This is a genomic window from Agrobacterium sp. K11 (genome assembly GCF_059429395.1).
This window is the reverse complement of sequence record NZ_JCAHRB010000002.1, coordinates 350,247-368,040: the sequence shown is the minus strand read 5'-3', so window position 1 is coordinate 368,040 and position 17,794 is coordinate 350,247. Positions and strand designations below refer to the sequence as shown.

Below are 17,794 nucleotides of genomic sequence, written 5' to 3'. Positions count from 1 at the left end.
GGCCGCCGGCAGCCTCTTAGCTTGCGGTCAATCGCGTCCTGAATTGAAGATACGAAAAGGCGGCAAGCCCACCGGCAATGGCGCCAACGGCTTTCACAACTGCATCTGTCATATGCGGATGCCGTGTGGGCGACAGAAATTGCAGCGCCTCGATGCCGAAAGCCGCCACGACACCCGCGACAATGATGGCAAGCCAGTAACGCGGATAGGCCAGCACGAAGGCAGCCGAACAGAAGGCAAAGGCGGCGGCGCGGTCGATGCCGACGGTCGTCAGCGTATGGGGCCGAAGCCCGATCGGGCAAACTGTAACGATCACGATCAGCAGCAGAACCGACCAGGCGATGTATTTCGGAAGTCTATTTGTCATCATGGCGTCACAATAGAGCGCTGCGGGCATAAACGGAAGATCGTCTTTTTCTTCCACAGCCCAATAAATCACACTTTTTGGACAGATACTGCACAAACCGGCTTTCGCTGAAGCCATACTCGGGCTAAGGCAGAGAGCAACCGGACAAGGATCGCGGCTGATGGCCTATCAGGCTGTCGCCCTTCGGTCCGGTTTTACGGTATCGGGTGGATTTTCCACACAGGATCAGATTTTCAGGGAAGAGCACAATGAGTTTCAAGCCGCACGGCAAACATCTGGTTGCAGGAGAATGGGTCGCCACGGAAGCGAAATTCCGCAGCGAGCCTGCACATGGCGAAGCTTTCGATTTTTCGGTCGGCACCGTCGATCTGGTGAATGCGGCCGCAGAAGCAGCCGAAGAGGCTTTCTGGAGCTACGGCTATACGACCCGCGAAGAGCGCGCCGCATTCCTCGACACCATCGCCGATGAGATCGAGGCCCGCGCCGACGCCATCACTGAAATCGGCACGTCCGAGACCGGCCTGCCCGCAGGACGCCTGCAGGGTGAACGCGGCCGCACCACCGGACAGCTTCGCCTTTTCGCATCGCATATCCGCAAGGGCGACTATCTCGACCGCCGCCACGACGAAGCGCTTCCGGATCGCCAGCCGCTGCCGCGCCCGGATATCCGTCTGATGCAGCGTCCGATCGGCCCCGTTGCGGTCTTCGGTGCTTCCAACTTCCCGCTCGCCTTCTCGACCGCCGGTGGTGATACCGCCGCCGCTCTCGCAGCCGGCTGCCCGGTTGTGGTCAAGGGCCATTCCGCCCATCCCGGCACCGGTGAAATCATTGCCGAGGCCGTTCTCGCCGCCGTCAAGAAGCACAATCTGCATCCCGGCGTCTTCTCGCTGATCCAGGGCGGCCGCCGCGATGTCGGTTCCGCGCTCGTACAGCATCCGCGCATCAAGGCAGTCGGCTTCACCGGCTCGCTCGCCGGTGGCCGCGCACTGTTCGATCTCTGCGCCCAGCGTCCGGAACCGATCCCGTTCTTCGGCGAACTCGGTTCTGTCAACCCGATGTTCCTGCTGCCGGAAGCCGTTTCCGCGCGCGGTGAAGCCATCGCCAAGGGCTGGGCAGGTTCACTCACCATGGGTGCTGGACAGTTCTGCACCAATCCCGGCATTGCCGTGGTGCTTGCCTCGCAGGCGGATGCTGTGTCGGAAACCGCACGGGCGGCCCTTTCCGAAGTCGGCCCGCAGGTCATGCTGACCGACGGTATCGCCGCTGCCTATCGTGACGGTCGCGACCGCATCGCAGCCGGCAACGGCGTGCGCGACGTTTTGACCACCACCTGCGACCTGCGTAACGCAACGCCTTACCTGTTCCGCGTTTCGGGCAAGGACTGGGTTGCCAACCACGCGCTCGCCGAAGAAGTCTTCGGACCGCTCGGCCTGATCGTGACGGTCGACAGCGCTGAAGAAATGATCGAAGTGGCAAAGAGCTTCGAAGGCCAGCTGACAGCGACCATGCATCTTGACGCAGGTGACGCCGAACTCGGCCGCAAGCTGCTGCCGATCCTCGAGCGCAAGGCCGGCCGCGTTCTCGCCAACGGCTTCCCGACCGGCGTTGAAGTCTCCGAAGCCATGGTTCACGGCGGCCCCTACCCGGCTTCCACGAACTTCGGCGCGACCTCGGTCGGCACCATGTCGATCCGCCGCTTCACGCGCCCTGTTTCCTACCAGAATATTCCTTCGGACGTTCTGCCGCAGGATATCCGCTGATCAAAAAAATGGGGAGGGCGCTCCTGCGCCCTCCCCATTCACAATAGTGCATCGGTATCAGGCCGACTGGATCGCCTGTATTTTCTCGATGCCGCCGACAGTGCCGGCAAAATCCTGCCAGACGCCCTGCGCCCCCTTGCGCCACTCATCCAAGGCTTCCGGCTGCAACACCTTGCCGCCCTTCGAAACGGCGAGCTCCACCGATTTCGCCTCGTCCTCGACGATCAGCTGGTTGAAATAGAGCGCGCCTTCGCTTGATGCCTCGGTCAGGGCCTTCTTGTCTTCGTCATCGAGCTGGTTCCAGAAAGCCGCACCATAATAAACCACGCCCGATGCCCAGATATGGCCGGTCTCGGTCATGTAGGGCACAACCTCGTAAAGCTTGAACCCGGCATAGGCGGACTTCGTCAGATCCATGGCGTCGGCTACGCCGGTTGACAGTGCATTATAGGTCTCGGTGATGGGAATGCCGACCGGCGTGGTGCCGAAGGCGCTCCACAGCTTGGTGTGCAGCGGGCTCTGGATGACTCGGATCTTCTTGCCGTTGAGCTGCTCTGGCCGGGTTACCGGCTCCTTGGTCAGGAGATGGCGGGCGCCGTAGTTGATGAAGTCTACGGCCACGAATTGCTGCGCGCCAAGCTTGGTCTTCAGCTCGCTGCCGGTCTCGCCCGTCACCACCTTGCGCACATGGTCTGCATCGCGGAACAGGAAGGGCAGATCGAGGATTTGCAGTTCCGGCACCCAGCCGGAGAGCGAAGAGACCGTGGAAAGGCTCGCCTGAACCGATCCGAGACGGATATTTTCCGCCACTTCCTTTTCGCCGCCCAGCGCACCGCTCTTGACGATGTTGAAGCGGAAACGGCCGGGCAGCTTTGCCTCCACCAGCTCGCTAATCTTCACCCAGATTTTCGTCTCCGGCTTGTCGTCCGCGAACAGGGAGGCGACCGTAATGTTGCGGGTCCTGGCATTTGCATTGCGGACGAAGGCGGGCGTGGCAAGTGCTGCCGCACCCGCAGCGGAGAGTTTCAGGAGATTGCGACGATCGATAATAGTCATGAATAAAACCTCGGATTTAGAAGACAATGGCCCAGGCGCACAGAATGGCGAGGGAAACGAGAAGGGATAGGAGATAGGGAACGACGGCTTGGAATAGCGCTGTCGCCGGAATGCGGGTGACACCGCTGACGACGAAGATGAGCATGCCGAGCGGTGGTGTGAGGCCATGGATCATCAGGTTGACCACGAGAATGACGCCGAAATGGATGGGATCGATGCCGGCCGCAACGGCCGCGGGCAACAGGATCGGTCCAAACAGCAGGATGGCCGCACCGATATCCAGCACCAGCCCCACAACGAGCAGGATGAGGTTGGAAAGCAGAAGCACCGCGATCTTGCTGCCGCCAAGCAATGTCACGAAATCCGTGACGAGGCCGGAGACGTTATCGACCGCCAGAAGAAAGGCGAAGGGGCCTGCCGTGCCGATAAGGAGACCGATGGCCGCCGCCTCACCGGCTGATTGCCGGAAAGTTGCGAAGATTCGCCCCGCGCCCAGCCGGTACCCAAAGCCGAGAAGCAGCGTGTAGAGTGCGGCAAGTGCGGCCGCCTCCGTGGTGGTGACGACGCCGATGCGGATGCCGACCACCACGATGATGCCGAGACCGAAGGCGGGTATGGCGGCGATAGCCGAGCGCCAGCGTTCCGTGCCCGTGGCGCGCGGCAGGGTATCGACGCTGCGCACGCTCCAATGGATGGCCACCGCAAGGCAGATCGCCATCAGCCCACCGGCGAAAAAGCCGCCAACCAGCAACGAGCCCACCGACAGGTTGGTAGCCGTTGCGAGGATGAGAAAGGCAATGGAGGGCGGGATGACATTGTCGAGCACCGACGTTGCAGCGATGATCGCGCCCGCCTGTGCCGGCGGATAGCCGTGTTTGACCAGTTCCGGCTGGAAGGTTGAAGCGCCGAAGGCGGCGTTGGCGACAGAGGAACCGGATGCGCCGGAAAACAGCACGCTGGTCAACAGCGTCGTCTGCGCCAGCCCTGCCCGGCGGTGTCCAACCATGGAGGCGGCGAACCGAACCAGCTGGTTGGCAACGCCCGATTCCGTCAGCAGGCTTCCGGCCAGCAGGAAGAAGGGGATGGCGAGCAGCAGGAATTTCGACATGCCTGTTACCGTTGAGGAAACGATGGCCGGCTCCGGCAAGGTACTGCCGAAGGCGATCGCCACATAGGCTGCGGCGAGAAAGGCATGGGCGAGCGGTGCTGCCAGCACCAGCCCCACCGCCGCCGTCAGCGCCAGAAACAGGCTGGGCGGCAGGCTCGTATCAACGAAGACTTCCGGCAGGCCGACATAGGCCGCAATTGCAATGGTGAGAGACACTAGAACGGCAAATGTCTTGCCCTCACTGACACGCTGAAGCGCCAGGTAAAGAAGGATCAACGCGCCGCCTGCACCCAGAAAGCCAAAACGCACCCATTCCGGCAGACCGAGCGTCGGAGACGTACCGCCCAGCATCGCCGCGATTTCAACCCCACCGAAGGCGAGGATCAGTGCTGCGATGAAGGAGAAGGCATCCGCCAGAACTTCGGTGGCGGCATGAAACCGCTCAGGCAAAAACCGCACGAAAACATCGAGCCGCATGGCAAGCGCGCTTTTGAGACTGAGCGGCGCGCCGACCGCGATCATCGCCACATGCAGCCAGATGCCGAGATCTTCCGCACCGATGAAGCCGGTGTGAAACAGATAACGCAGGGTGACATTGACCAGCACCACCACGAGAAGAGTCGCAAGGATTGCGGCGGCGACCGCGCCAAGCGCCTTGTCCAGAACGGCAAGCGCCCGCTCCGCCGCACGCTGAGGGCCGATGCGTCGTTGTGCAATCGTTGTTGCCGGACCAGCCGTCATGTCTTTTTTCTCCACTCCCGGAAGGCCATGTTTAAGATGCCTTTGCCGAGAGGTCGCGGTCGAACAAAGTCGACCAGGTGAATTGTTTGGCTGACGAGACTTCCCGCGATACATCAAGACGCGGAAGAACCTTTTCCCCGAAACGGAAGGCCTCTTCCAGCAACGGCATGCCGGACAGAATAAAGGTATTCACGCCCGCCTTTTTATAGGCCTCCAGCGTGCGGATGACCGTATCGGGCGAGCCGACAATTGCGGTGCCCGGTCCCGGCCGGACAAGACCGATGCCGGCCCAGAGATTGGGGGCAATTTCGAGATCACGCAGGTTCTCAGGCTTCTGTCCACCATGCATCGCCGTCATGCGCTGCTGGCCGACGGAATCGGTCTTGCCGACGAAACGCTGGTTGGCTGCAATGGCACGCTCGTCCATGCGCCCGTAAAGATCGGCGGCGGCGGCCCATGCCTCTTCATCCGTATCGCGGACAATAACGTACAGACGAATGCCGTATTCCAGCTCACGGCCGAGTTTCTCCGCCCGCGCCTTGACGAGATCGACCTTCGCGCCGATCTGGTCGGGCGTTTCGCCCCAGGAAAGATAGGTCTCGACATGTTTGGCGGCAACCTCGATCGCCTTGTCCGAAGAGCCGCCGAACCATAGCGGTGGTGGCTCTATGCCTTGCCCCACCGGCAGTGCCAACTTTGCGCCTTCGGTCTGGAAATGGCGGCCCTTGAAATCGACCGTCTCACCGGCAAAAAGACGATGCCAGATCTGCAAATATTCATCCGCCATATCGTAGCGTTCGTCATGCGGCATGGTCATGCCATATGCACCGAGCATCTTGGCATCGCCCGAGACGACGTTGATCAGCAGGCGTCCGCGCGAAAATTCCTGAAGCGTCGCCGCCATCTTGGCGAGCAGCGTTGGCGCGACAAGACCCGGATGAATCGCGACCAGAAACTTCAGCCGCGCGGTATAGGAAAGCAGCGCGCCAGCCAGAACCCACACATCATGCGCGCCGGTGGCAAACAGGGCGCCTGTGTAACCAAGCTGATCATAAGCAAGAGCAAGCTGCTTGTAATAACCGAGATCAACCTTGCGGGATCCTTCCGGTTGCCAGGGATAGGCGCCATCGGGCGCGCACATGTACCAGAAAACGTTCATCTGTCGCCTCCCGCGCTGGCTGATTGTGGGGCCGGTCTCTGCCCGGTCAGAACCGGTAGAGAGAAATGGCCGTGCCTGTAAAGCGTATCGGCCTCCTCCTGCTGTTCGGCAAGGATATTTTCGGCGGCGGGCACCACCGAAAGATCGCGTGAGCGCAGCACCTTTGCCCAGGACTGCGCATCACCTTCGCTGCCCGGCTCGGCGGCAAGAAGGGCCGCGGCTCTGTCTATATCCGCCATGACGGCGCGGCCAACGCGGTCCAGTTCGGCGGCAATCGCCTCGCTTTGTTCCAGCGCCACAGTGTGACGCGCGAGCGTCCAGAACAGCGAACGGTTGGGAATGGTGGAGCCGCAACGGACCAGAAGACTGATCCCGTCATGGGTCAGGGCTTTTTCGAGCCGTGGCGACATCGTCACCCAGGCATCGACGCGGCCTTCCACGAGATCGCGCAGGCTATCGCTGTCACCGCTCTCGATGCGTATTACATCCGCAAGACCAAGCCCCACCCCTTCCAGGCTACGCGCAAGAAGATAGGTATGAAAAGACCCGTCAATCAGCGATATGCGTTTTCCCGAAAGGTCGGCCGCAGAGCGGATGGGGCTGTCGCGCCGCACGAGGATCGCGCCGTTTGCGGGGCGTGGTGCTGAGGCAGCGATATAAGCTGCGGAAAGCCCCCGCGCATCCGCCTCGATTGGCGGCGTCGAGCCCGTGCCGCCGAAATGAATTTCGCCTTTTTTCAAAAGCGCTGCGGTATCGCGCCCCTCGCGGTAGGGCACGAATTCCGGATCGAATTCATCAAACGCGCCGGGCCAGAGCCGGGCGAGCCGCAAATGCAGATTGTTGGGATGGACCCCGATTTTCATGTCGACACCTCATTTCTTAATCAATCTACTTTTTTATAGAATGTTTTCGAGGAACGTTTTGGCGATCCTCTGCGGCAAAGCGAAAGAGAAATCTATAAATCCTGTAGATTTTAAAAAAAATCCTGACGCGGTCAAACTCGGCTTAATCAAACCATTGAAATTTATCGCAATACAATTTACTTTTTTATAGTTTGAAAAATGGACCTGTAGTCGTGACGAAACCGGTTTCCAATCTCATCTGCCGCAGCGTGGTGGAGGCGAGCGAGCTTTTAAAGCTTGTCGCCAACGCCAATCGCCTGGCCATCGTCTGTTATCTCATGGAAACGGAGGCTTCCGTTTCCGCACTGGAATATGAGCTCGGCATTCAGCAACCGACACTTTCCCAGCAGCTTGCCGAATTGCGCGATGCCGGTGTGATCGAGGGCTCGCGGGAAGGCAAACAGGTGATTTATCGCGTCACCGATCCGCGCATCATCCAACTCGTTGCGACATTGCGCGGTCTTTATACTGATCTCTCTGATGTGACCGGCAAGAAAGGCAGGCGAGCTTTGCCACTAGATGAGGCGATGTTCGATTAGCATGATCGACCTCTACACCTGGATCACCCCGAACGGCCTGAAAATCTCGATTGCGCTGGAAGAACTCGGCCTGCCCTATGTCAGCCACGCCATCGACATTGAAAAAGACGAACAATTCTCAGCCGACTATACCCGCATCAATCCCGGGTCGAAAATCCCGGCAATCATCGACCGCGATAACGGCACAGTTCTAACGGAATCGAACGCGATTCTGATCTATCTCGCCGAAAAGGCCGGGCGTCTTCTGCCTGCCTCCCCTGCTGCGCGGCTGGCAGTCACCGAATGGCTGATGTGGCAGGCCGCCAATTTTGGCCCGACACTCGGTTATGCCCATTATTTCCTGACCTACAATACCGGACAGGCACCCTTTGCCGAGGCGCGTTTCGCCTCGGATACGGAGCGCCTCTACCGCACACTGAACCAGCGCCTGACGGGCCGGGAATTCATCGCCGGTGATTTTTCCATAGCCGATATCGCCATCTGGCCATGGGTCTCGCGTTTCGCGCGCCATAAAATTGACCTCGACGATTTTCCGGCGGTACAGCAATGGTATCGCCAGCTCGGACAGCGCGAAACCTTCCGGCGCGGTTACCGCGTGCCTTTCGCGACATGCGATGTACCGGGTCTTTAACCCGCTTTAGCAGGCGACAAGGTGACCGGGCGAGACCTCACGGTACTCACGCGGTTTCACCACGTAATCGATCGCGCGGATCGGGCTTTTCAGCTCGTCATTCGCGGCATTTCGCCGGGTGTTTCTGCGGTCCGGGTCCGGCACCGGCACGGCGGCCATCAGCTTGCGGGTGTAATCATGCTGCGGATTGTCAAACACCGCCGCACGTGGGCCGATTTCAACGATCTCGCCGAGATACATTACCGCTACCCGGTGGCTGACGCGCTCCACCACCGCCATGTCATGGCTGATGAACAGGAAGGCGAGATCGAGGCTTTGCTGCAGATCCAGCATCAGGTTGATGACCTGCGCCTTTATCGAAACGTCCAGCGCCGAAACGCTCTCATCGGCGACAATCACCTTCGGCTGGAGCGCAAGCGCGCGGGCGATACAGATACGCTGACGCTGGCCGCCGGAAAATTCATGAGGGTAGCGCGCCGCCATATCGGGCGAAAGGCCGACCTTCGCCAGCATATCGGCCACAACATCCTTTGCCTCGCGGGCGTTTCCCATGCGGTGCTCCAGAAACGGTTCGGCAATCGCCGCACCCACCGTCATGCGCGGGTTGAGCGAGGCATAGGGGTCCTGAAAGATCATCTGCACCGTTTTGCGCATCTCGCGCATGCCTGATTTGTCGAGGGCGAGAATATTCTCGCCATTAACCATCACTGAGCCGGCATCCGGCTCGATCAGCCGCATGATGGCGCGCCCGGTGGTCGATTTGCCGCAACCGCTTTCGCCGACCAACGACAATGTCTCGCCGGCTCTGAGATCAAAGGACACATTCTCCACCGCATGCACGCGGCCGCTGAGCCGCCCCAAAAGGCCGGAGTGAATATCGAAGCGCTTGGTCAGCCCTTCTACCTTGAGCACCGGCTGGGCACTCGCGTCAACGGTATCGCCCGGCCGCGCCGGCTGCTGCGTTTCGCCTGTGGTGGTGTTGACGATGGGAAACCTGAGCGGTCTTTCCTCACCCGTCATGGAACCCAGAACCGGAACGGCGGACAAAAGCGCGCGGGTATAGGGATGCTTGCCGCGATGAAAGATATCAGCGGTCGCGCCAACTTCCACCTGCTCGCCGCGATACATGACAACGGTACGATCGGCGATTTCCGCTACCACGCCCATATCATGGGTGATGAACAGAACCGACGTGCCTTCCTCCTCCTGAAGCGTCTTGATGAGGTCAAGGATCTGGCCCTGAATGGTCACGTCGAGTGCGGTCGTCGGCTCATCGGCGATCAGCAGCTTCGGCCGGGATGCAAGCGCCATGGCGATCATCACGCGCTGGCGCATGCCGCCGGAAAAGCGATGCGGATATTCATCGAAACGCGATGCGGCTGAAGGAATACGGACCTTTTCGAGCAGCCGAACCGTCTCCGCCCTCGCGTCGGTTTTCGACATCGGCTGGTGGCATAACAAGGCCTCGGAAATCTGGTCGCCGATGGTGAACAGCGGATTGAGGCTGGTCATCGGCTCCTGAAAGATCATGGCGACCTCGTTTCCCCTCACCTGCCGCATGGCATCTTCGGAGAGGGACAGCAGGTTGCGCCCTCCAAGCAGGATTTTACCCTCCACCCTGCTGCTTTCACGATCCAGCAGCCGCATGATGGAGAGGGAGGTAACGCTTTTACCCGAACCGCTTTCACCTACGATCGCGACCGTTTCACCCGGCCCGACATCAAAGGAAATATCACGAACCACGGGTTTCCAGCCGCCATCCACGTGAAAGGACGTGGTGAGATTGCGGACGGAAAGCACGGCATCTTCGGCACCAACGGGTGCGGCCTGCGGCATGGTCATGATCGTTCCCTTCTTGTCGTTAGGTTTTGGCGGCGCAAGCGGTCAAGCCTAGTCCGGCCAGCGCAGCATGCCGTCGAAGCGGTGTCGGCTCCGGTCTTCGAAAGGTGTTGCAATCACCTCGTTGGAGGCACGCGCCTTGTCCAGTTCCTCGGCCAGACGAGACGCCACGATGGTTTCCTGTCCGGGATGCAGATTGCATGGGTCGAGATAGAAATAGCGATGCTCTACCTCGTGGTCGCGGGTGATGATGGGAGGATTGCCCCTGGCCAACGCCGTCGTCAGGTCCCAGGCAGTGATATGCGCTTCTTCGGCATCGATGATCACGCGCAGCCTGTCGAGCGGGTTATTGGTCGGATCCGGCTCGATGAGCGCGGTCACGCCCGGGCGGCCATCCAGCGTTTCCTTCCAGAGATTGAGATATCCGGTCTCGCGCTCACGGATGCCGGCATGGTCGCGCTTTTCCCAGGCTTGCAGTGCCGCCATAACGCCATAGATGCTTTCCTTGCCGACCTTCATGCCGCGGCCAATGCCCATATTTTGCAGGAAGGCGTTGCGCACCAGTTCCTTACTTCCGGCCACGATGCCGGAGGTGGGGCCGCCGAGAAACTTGTGGCCGGAATAGAGGACAATATCTGCGCCGGTGGCCAGAAACAGCTGCAGATCATATTCGGACGCCGCATCCACGATTACCGGAACACCCTTGGCATGGGCGATCTCTACGAATTCGGAAAGATGCAGCAGGCCATAATTCACGACATGGTGCGAGATGACATAGACCGCCGCCGCCGTCTTTTCGGTGATGGCGTTTTCCATGTGGAAGCGATGGGTCGATGTGGCCTGCCCGACCAGCACCACCTTGCCGCCGCCAAGCCGGATCGCCTGATCCACCGGCGCGCCGTAGCTCACCACATGCCCCATCTGCACCAGCACTTCGTTCTTTTCCGGTGCGATATCAGGCAGCTTTTCGATGGCCAAGAGATTGTTGCCGGTGATGGCGCCGGCAACAGCAAGGCTGATGCCGGAAGAGCAGGAAGCAGTGACGAAACCAGCCTCGCCGCCCGTCAGTCTCGCGATGATCGCGCTTGCCTTGCGCTGCAGATCGTTGATCTCTACGAATTGCGGCAGGATCGCCGCCATGGCCTCAACCGCCTCTGGAACGACGATGGAAGCACCGAGCGACGTCATGGTGCCCGAGACGTTGATGACCGGGCGAAGGCCGATCCTGCTTCTGATATCCTCGGTCATGTCTTTCTCCTGTCTTTGCGATGCGATAGGCATCGACATATATGCCATAATAATGTAATAGCTTCTCAAAATTCATGAGGAGCCCGAAATTGGACGCCCATAAACTGGACGAATTGTCTTCACACGCCTTGTCCGCGACCGAGGAAAACCCGGACGCGAAGGTGGCCAAGCGCTCGCGTGTCAGCGGCATTGATCGCGCTCTTCAGGTGATTGATTACCTTTACGAAACCGGATCGCCAGCTGGCGCTTACGCCATTGCCAAGGCGATCAAGGCGCCACTTTCCACCGTCTATGTGATCGTTGACGATCTGGTCGAAAAGAACATGCTGGCGCGCAACGCCGAAGGTAACATATGGCTCGGCGCACGGCTTTATCACTACGGCCTTGCCTATGCCCGCTCGCTGGATTTCATGGGTGTCGCAACCCACGAAATGCATGATCTGTGCCGCCATGCGGGTGAGACGGTGCAGCTTTGCGGTCGCGACGGTGACCATATGCTGGTGCTCGCCATGGCGGATGGCCCCAGCCATTTCCAGGTTGCCTCGCGCGTCGGCACCCGTGTTCCATTGAACTGGACGGCATCCGGCCGCCTGCTCGTTGGCCATCTGCCGGAAGAGGAGCGCGTCGAGCTTTTCAAACGCTGCGCCCGCACATCGCCCACCGGCCGTGCGGAAATCAACCCGGAAGCGCTCTCTCAATCGGCAGGCACGGCGTTCCGTGACCGGCTGTCGATACAGGTTGCGGAATCCGACTACGCTGTTGCCTGCATCGCCTCGCCGATCTGCGACACCAATGGAGAATGCGTGGCGACGATCTCCATCGTGCTGCCGGAACAGAAGGTGCTGGCGGACGAAAACCACTATACCGAACAGGTCAGGGTTTCGGCCGAAAGGATCGAGAAGCTGATGGGCTGGCGCAACCATTGAACGGCCTCAATCCCTAAGGGCGATGATGGCTTCTATCTCGACGGTGATGTTGCCCGGCAGCGAACCGAACCCCACGGCGGAGCGGGCGTGCTGCCCCGCATCGCCGAACACATCGATGAAGAGATCCGAACAACCGTTGATGACGGTTGGATGATCGCGGAAATCGCTGACGGCATTGACCATGCCCAGCAGTTTGACCACCTTCTTCACCCGCGACAGATCCCCAAGCGCCTCATGCATGACGGCAAGAAGATTGATGCCGGTTAAACGCGCATGCTGGTACGCCTCGTCCAGCCCGATCTCGGCTCCGACCTTGCCGGCGTACAGGTGTCCGTTCTCCTCCCTCGGGCCTTGCCCCGAAAGATAGAGCATGTTGCCTTCCACCACATGCGTGACGAAATTGGCGATCGGCGGCGGTGGCGGCGGCAGCGAGATGCCGAGCGCGGCAAGCCGGTCGTAGGGCGAATGACGCCCATCTGCCTCAAGCGAAGACTGTTTCACGCGAATTCCTCATAATACCGGGACGGGTATCCCTATTCTTTGCGGAAGACGGAGAGCATCCCTCCCCGCCGCTCCAGTCGGTTCAGCGCCAGGAATAGCCATGGCTGTGGCGCACGAGCTTGCGCGCTCTTGGGACATAACGGCTGGCGGCAATGGCCTCCGCACCGATCACCGCATAGCGCGGCTCGAACAGCCGCTTGAGACGCGAAACATCGCCATTGGAATCGGTCGCCTCCAGATCGGAATCGACAAGATCGAAAACCGTGAAATCCGCACGCTGGCCAACATCGAGGCGGTTTTCCATGTCGAGGCGGATGATGGAGGCCGGATTGCGGGTGACGGCATCGACGACATTTTCGAAGGGCATATCGACCGAAAGCAGCTTCGACATGGTCGTCGCCAGATCCCAGACGGGGAAATTCATCGAATGGCCATGCAAATCCGTGGAGATCGAGAAGGGCAAAAGGCCGCGCGCGATCGCCGCTTCCGCCACCTTGAAGGAGAAGGATGCACCGCCGTGGCCGATATCCAGCCGGATGCCTTCCCCGGCGCAGCGCTCCGCAAGGTTGAACAGGTCCTCGTCCTCCATGATGCTGGAGCCGGACTTGCCGTTGAAGCAATGGGTCACGACATCGCCGGGACCGAGAATTTCCAGCACCTCATCGTAGAGCGCAGGCGGTTCACCCACATGCACCATCATCGGCACTTTCAGGATCTTGGCGATCTTCTTGCCGAGTTTGACCGGCGTAACACCCCAGGAACCCGTAATGACATGGCTCGCCCGCACCTTGAGGCCAACGATATGCTCGCTGTTCTCGGCATAACATTCAAGGATGCGGTCGAGGTCGATATCCTTGATATCGCGAAGTTCCGGCACCCGGTTGCAGGCGACAAGCCCGATGGAGCCGAGATTGAGGAAGGCCTTGATGCGTTCCTTCGATGGTTCGATGATATATTCGCGAAAACCGTGGAAATTTGCTTCCCCCGCCGAACCGGCATCCACCAGCGTCGTCACGCCGCGCTCGGCCCCGCATTCTGACGGGCGGATGGAGATATCGGTGCCGCCATGCCAGATATGCACGTGCAGATCCACCCAGCCGGGCGAGACGAATGCGCCCTTTGCGTCGATGCGCTGCGCATCAGTCGGCGCCTGAAGGGCAGGCCCAACCGCCGCGACCTTGCCATCGCCGCCGATCAGGATATCGGTCTGGGCCTGTGGCGCCCCCTTTTCGAAGCCGACGGGTTTCACATTGGAGAGAAGAATGGGAGCTTGAAAAGGCGTTTTTGCCTGTTCACCGGACGTCATATTACAAATCCCTTCGCAGTCTTGGGTCGAGCATGTCCCGCAGTCCGTCGCCAACCATTTGCAGCGAGAGCACGGAAAGAATGATGGCAAAGCCGGGGAAATAGGTCATCCAGTCCGCCTGGCCGATATATTGGCGGCCTGCGGAGATCATGGTTCCCCAGGTCGGAATTTCGGGGCTGACACCCAGCCCCAGAAATGAAAGGCCGGCCTCGGCCAGCATGGCGCTGGCGAAAAGGAAGGTGCACTGCACGAGGATCGGCGAGATCAGATTGCGCAGCACATGCCGCGTCATGATGTGGAAGGTGGAGATGCCAAGCGCCTTGGCCGCCTCCACATAGGGCAATTCCCGGATCACCAGCGTCGAGGCGCGCACGATGCGGGCAAGGCGCGGCGAATAAACGACGGCAAGCGCAATGATTACCGTCGTCAGCGACGGCCCGAGTGCGGCCACTAGCGCGATGGCCAGCAGAATATCCGGAAACGCCATCATGGCATCGATCAGTCGCGCGATCGGCGTATCCAGTTTCTGGAAGAAACCGGCAAGCAGGCCGAGCGTGATGCCGATCAACGCCGACAGCGCCACCACGGCGGCCCCGACCAGAAGCGACAGCCTTCCCGCAAAGATGGTACGGGAAAAAACGTCACGGCCGAACTCGTCGGTGCCGAACCAGTAGAGTTCGCTCGGCGGTTTCAGACGGTTGACGATCGACAGTTTCGACGGCGAATAAGGCGCGATCATCGGCGCGAAAACGGCGAGCAGCACGAAGACGAGCAGCACGATCAGACCTGCTGCGACCGTCTTGCGCTTCAACAGACGCCGAATGAACAGGATGGTCGGGTTGCGCGCCGGCTGGGCGGTGGAGGTGATATCGGCCATCAGTAACGAACCCTCGGATCGACCAGCAGATACAGCATGTCGATGGCAAAATTGATGAGCACGTAAAGCCCGGCGATGACGAGAAGCGCGCCCTGAATGACCGGATAATCGCGCCTCAAGACGGCTGACACGACGAGATTGCCGACGCCCGGCAGGCCAAACACGGTTTCCGTAACGACCGCGCCGGAAATCAGCACGGCGGCGGTGAGACCAAGCACGGTGAGGATGGGGATGAGTGCGTTCTTCAGCGCGTGTTTCATCACCACCCGGGGTTCCTTGACGCCCTTGGCTCTGGCGGTACGGACATAGTCGTCGCCGAGAACATCCAGCATCGAGGCGCGGGTAAAGCGCAGAATGAGGGCGGAAGAAACGAGGCCGAGTGCGATGGCTGGCAAGGTCAGGTGATACATGCGCTCGAGGAAGCTTGCGCCCGGACCGCCATATCCCGACACCGGGAACATATCGAGCCGGACAGCGAAGAACTGCATGAGGATCAGGCCAAGCCAGAAGCTCGGAATGCTCGCCGCCAGCATCGCAATGGTTGTCGCTGCCTGATCCACGAAGGAACCGCGCCGGTAAGCGGCATAGATGCCGATGGGAAGCGCGATGGCACTGGCGATCAACAGCGAAAAGATCGTCAGGAAGAAGGTCGGTTCCGCCCGATCCAGAAGCGCCGATCCAACCGGCATGTTGAGGAAGATCGACTGGCCGAGATCACCGCGCAGCAATTGCCCGATATAGTAGACATATTGCACGCCGAGCGACTGATCTAGGCCAAGTCTGGTGCGCAACTCAGCGATGTCCTGTGCCGAGGCGTCCGGCCCGAGCATCACCGCCGCCGGATCGCCGGGCGTGACGCGCAGGATGATGAAAACGATGGTGACGACGAGAAACATCACCACGATCATTCCGGCAAGTCTCTGGAAAATATACCGTATCACGTATGAATGCTCCGAAGCGCGTGATGGGCCGCTCTCAGGCGACGGTTGAACAGAGTTGTCGACGAGTGCCGGTAAACCCGGCGCTCATGGCTGGAAGACTCCCGCCTCCGTCATGCCGGATCTGATCCGGCATCCAGCCACCGCGCGTCTGCGTGGTGAAGGCGTCCTCTTGCGGTCAAAGACTTGATCGCGCTGGACCCCGGATTCAGTCCGGGGTCACGGAGTGCGGAGCGGTCTTACTTCGTAACCGAAGCATTCCAGAAATAGGGCCAGGGAGCCGGATCGACGCCATCAAGCTTGTTGGACTTCGCCGCCACGGCGTTGAAGTCGCCGATCTTGATGAGCGGCAGCTCGTCATAGATCGTCTTCTGCACCTTGGCCCAGAGAGCAACGCGCTTCTCCGGATCAGCCTCCGAGGTGAAAGCGTCCACCGCCGCCTTGCGCGTCGGCGTGTCCCACCAGCCCGGCGAACCTGTGGAAAGCGCGCCAATCAGCGCCGGCTCCGGCAGGAAGGGGCTGTGGCTGATGTAGATATCCCAGAGCTTCGGGTCGGCACGACGCTGCGTCAGCGTCGCCCAGTCCACCACCTGCATATCCACCTTGAAACCGGCAAGCTTCAGATACTCCGCTGCCACCTGCGCCATTTTGTAGTGGAACTCATACTGACGGCTGGTGAGGATGCGCAACGGCTCGCCATTATATCCGGCGGCCTTCAGCTTTTCGGCTGCGGCCTCCGGGTTGCCGACATTATAATTGCCTTCGACGCCCTCTTCCGAATGCCAGGAGAAATTGGACGGATAGTAGGCGCCATCAAGCGCATAGAAATCCGTGCTGCCGAACGCCGCCGCCAGCATGTCCTCCATGTTCAACGCTTCGGTCACCGCCTTGCGGACCTCCAGCTTGGAAGACAAACCTTCCTTGGTATTGAATACAAAGACCGGATAACCGAAGGGCTTCAGCATCAACGGCTGCGAGGCCGAGGAGGACTTCACCTTGGCGAAGGATTCCACCGGAATGGAATCGACGTAGTCATACTGGCCGGAAACAGCGGCCTCTACACGGGTATTCGGATCGGGAACCGGAACGAAACGGATTTCATCGAGATACTGATGGCGCGCACCGCCATATCCGTCACTTTCACCGTCACGAGACTTGTAGCCGTCGAAACGGACGAGCTGGATATATTGGTCCGCCTTGCGTTCCTTCAACATATAAGGGCCGGTGCCGACAAATTCTGTCATCGGCTCAGCCTGCTTTTCAGCGGGCAGAATGATGGCTGCGGAGTTGTTGAAAGCAAGCAGCGAGGTCAGCGGCGCATAGGGCTGCTTGAGGGTGATTGTCACCGTCTCGGCATCAGGCGCGGAGATATTGTCGATGAAACCGGCGACCTGTTTTCCGCGTGATGCGATCTTCATCCAGCGGCCAAGCGAGGCGACGACATCTTCCGAGGTCATATCGCTGCCGTCATGGAACTTGATGCCCTTCCGCAGCTTGATCGTGTAGGTTTTGCCGTCCGCACTGATGTCAGGCAGGCTTTCCGCCAGAAGCGGCGTCACCTTCCACCCCTTGTCGAAGGTGTAGAGCGTTTCAAAAATATGTTGCGTGACAATGCCGACGAGATCGGCCGTCGAGGCCATGGGATCGAGTGTCGGCGGCTCGCCGATCGTGGCGACATTGATGACACCGCCCTTTTCCGCAGCCATCATCACGCCCGGCGCTAGCATCAAAGCGGCAGTGGCGAGAAATGCAAGTTTACGTCTCATTGTTAAGCTCCCAGCTCTTGGTTCCGACCTTATGAGTTCCATTATTATGTTATATAAATCTTTATAACAGAATAACTCGATAAGACGCCTTGTCAATGACAATGCGGAGCGAGGAAGGGTTTCCAAGACA

General features: G+C 59.8%; 16 protein-coding genes. 4 read left to right on the top strand and 12 right to left on the bottom strand.

The genetic code is table 11. From position 1 onward, the window contains the following. Positions 1 to 16: 16 nt before the first annotated feature. Positions 17 to 370, bottom strand: a complete 354-nt coding sequence (locus AC5SEO_RS03320) for an antibiotic resistance protein VanZ (protein ID WP_034501960.1) — start codon at positions 368 to 370, stop codon at positions 17 to 19. Between the two features lie 245 nt (positions 371 to 615). Between AC5SEO_RS03320 and AC5SEO_RS03315 the strand changes: the two genes are divergently transcribed. Then, positions 616 to 2,127: an aldehyde dehydrogenase (NADP(+)) gene (locus tag AC5SEO_RS03315; protein WP_013761523.1), complete on the top strand. Its 1,512-nt coding sequence runs from the start codon at positions 616 to 618 to the stop codon at positions 2,125 to 2,127. A gap of 57 nt (positions 2,128 to 2,184) precedes the next feature. Here AC5SEO_RS03315 and AC5SEO_RS03310 read toward each other — a convergent pair whose 3' ends face one another. From AC5SEO_RS03310 to AC5SEO_RS03295, 4 genes are read right to left on the bottom strand one after another with little or no spacing between them, the layout of a single operon-like run. Beyond that, entirely contained in the window at positions 2,185 to 3,183 is a 999-nt protein-coding gene (locus AC5SEO_RS03310; protein WP_174068812.1) for a TRAP transporter substrate-binding protein, read from the bottom strand. 16 nt (positions 3,184 to 3,199) lie between these two features. Further along, entirely contained in the window at positions 3,200 to 5,032 is a 1,833-nt protein-coding gene (locus tag AC5SEO_RS03305) for a TRAP transporter large permease (RefSeq protein WP_174068813.1), read from the bottom strand. A 31-nt stretch (positions 5,033 to 5,063) separates the two neighbouring features. Beyond that, positions 5,064 to 6,191 carry an LLM class flavin-dependent oxidoreductase gene (locus AC5SEO_RS03300; protein WP_174068814.1) on the bottom strand — a complete coding sequence of 376 codons (1,128 nt, stop codon included), beginning with the start codon at positions 6,189 to 6,191 and terminating at the stop codon, positions 5,064 to 5,066. Further along, a complete protein-coding gene (locus AC5SEO_RS03295; RefSeq protein WP_174068815.1) occupies positions 6,188 to 7,054 on the bottom strand; it encodes an ABC transporter substrate-binding protein in 867 nt (288 codons plus the stop codon). Before AC5SEO_RS03295 ends, AC5SEO_RS03300 begins: the two co-directional genes overlap by 4 nt. Positions 7,055 to 7,266: 212 nt before the next feature. Here AC5SEO_RS03295 and AC5SEO_RS03290 point away from each other — a divergent pair, with 212 nt between their 5' ends. Both AC5SEO_RS03290 and AC5SEO_RS03285 read left to right on the top strand, forming a co-directional pair. After that, positions 7,267 to 7,632, top strand: coding sequence for an ArsR/SmtB family transcription factor (locus AC5SEO_RS03290; RefSeq protein ID WP_003510774.1), 366 nt, complete (start codon positions 7,267 to 7,269; stop codon positions 7,630 to 7,632). A 1-nt stretch (position 7,633) separates the two neighbouring features. Then, positions 7,634 to 8,263, top strand: coding sequence for a glutathione S-transferase family protein (locus tag AC5SEO_RS03285; RefSeq protein WP_174068816.1), 630 nt, complete (start codon positions 7,634 to 7,636; stop codon positions 8,261 to 8,263). 6 nt (positions 8,264 to 8,269) lie between these two features. Here the strand turns inward: AC5SEO_RS03285 and AC5SEO_RS03280 are convergent, their stop codons facing one another. Both AC5SEO_RS03280 and AC5SEO_RS03275 read right to left on the bottom strand, forming a co-directional pair. Continuing rightward, positions 8,270 to 10,105: an ABC transporter ATP-binding protein gene (locus AC5SEO_RS03280; RefSeq protein WP_174068817.1), complete on the bottom strand. Its 1,836-nt coding sequence runs from the start codon at positions 10,103 to 10,105 to the stop codon at positions 8,270 to 8,272. Between the two features lie 48 nt (positions 10,106 to 10,153). Next, positions 10,154 to 11,350, bottom strand: coding sequence for an aminotransferase class V-fold PLP-dependent enzyme (locus tag AC5SEO_RS03275; RefSeq protein WP_174068818.1), 1,197 nt, complete (start codon positions 11,348 to 11,350; stop codon positions 10,154 to 10,156). An 89-nt stretch (positions 11,351 to 11,439) separates the two neighbouring features. On the opposite strand from AC5SEO_RS03275, the gene AC5SEO_RS03270 reads away from it, so the two are divergent. Next, positions 11,440 to 12,276 (top strand): IclR family transcriptional regulator, encoded by an 837-nt coding sequence (locus AC5SEO_RS03270; RefSeq protein WP_003510788.1) that lies wholly within the window; start codon positions 11,440 to 11,442, stop codon positions 12,274 to 12,276. A 6-nt stretch (positions 12,277 to 12,282) separates the two neighbouring features. Here the strand turns inward: AC5SEO_RS03270 and AC5SEO_RS03265 are convergent, their stop codons facing one another. From AC5SEO_RS03265 to AC5SEO_RS03245, 5 genes are all read right to left on the bottom strand, one after another. After that, positions 12,283 to 12,777 carry a RidA family protein gene (locus tag AC5SEO_RS03265; protein ID WP_013761533.1) on the bottom strand — a complete coding sequence of 165 codons (495 nt, stop codon included), beginning with the start codon at positions 12,775 to 12,777 and terminating at the stop codon, positions 12,283 to 12,285. Between the two features lie 82 nt (positions 12,778 to 12,859). After that, a complete protein-coding gene (locus AC5SEO_RS03260; protein ID WP_065659510.1) occupies positions 12,860 to 14,083 on the bottom strand; it encodes an amidohydrolase/deacetylase family metallohydrolase in 1,224 nt (407 codons plus the stop codon). A 1-nt stretch (position 14,084) separates the two neighbouring features. Further along, on the bottom strand, positions 14,085 to 14,960 hold the full coding sequence (locus tag AC5SEO_RS03255) for an ABC transporter permease (RefSeq protein ID WP_019564634.1): 876 nt from the start codon (positions 14,958 to 14,960) through the stop codon (positions 14,085 to 14,087). Continuing rightward, positions 14,960 to 15,901 carry an ABC transporter permease gene (locus AC5SEO_RS03250; RefSeq protein WP_065659511.1) on the bottom strand — a complete coding sequence of 314 codons (942 nt, stop codon included), beginning with the start codon at positions 15,899 to 15,901 and terminating at the stop codon, positions 14,960 to 14,962. The genes AC5SEO_RS03255 and AC5SEO_RS03250 overlap by 1 nt, the downstream gene beginning before the upstream one ends. Before the next feature lie 236 nt (positions 15,902 to 16,137). Next, the gene (locus tag AC5SEO_RS03245) at positions 16,138 to 17,664 is read right to left on the bottom strand and encodes an ABC transporter substrate-binding protein (protein ID WP_026330678.1); all 1,527 of its coding nucleotides are present in this window, start codon (positions 17,662 to 17,664) and stop codon (positions 16,138 to 16,140) included. Positions 17,665 to 17,794: the final 130 nt, after the last annotated feature.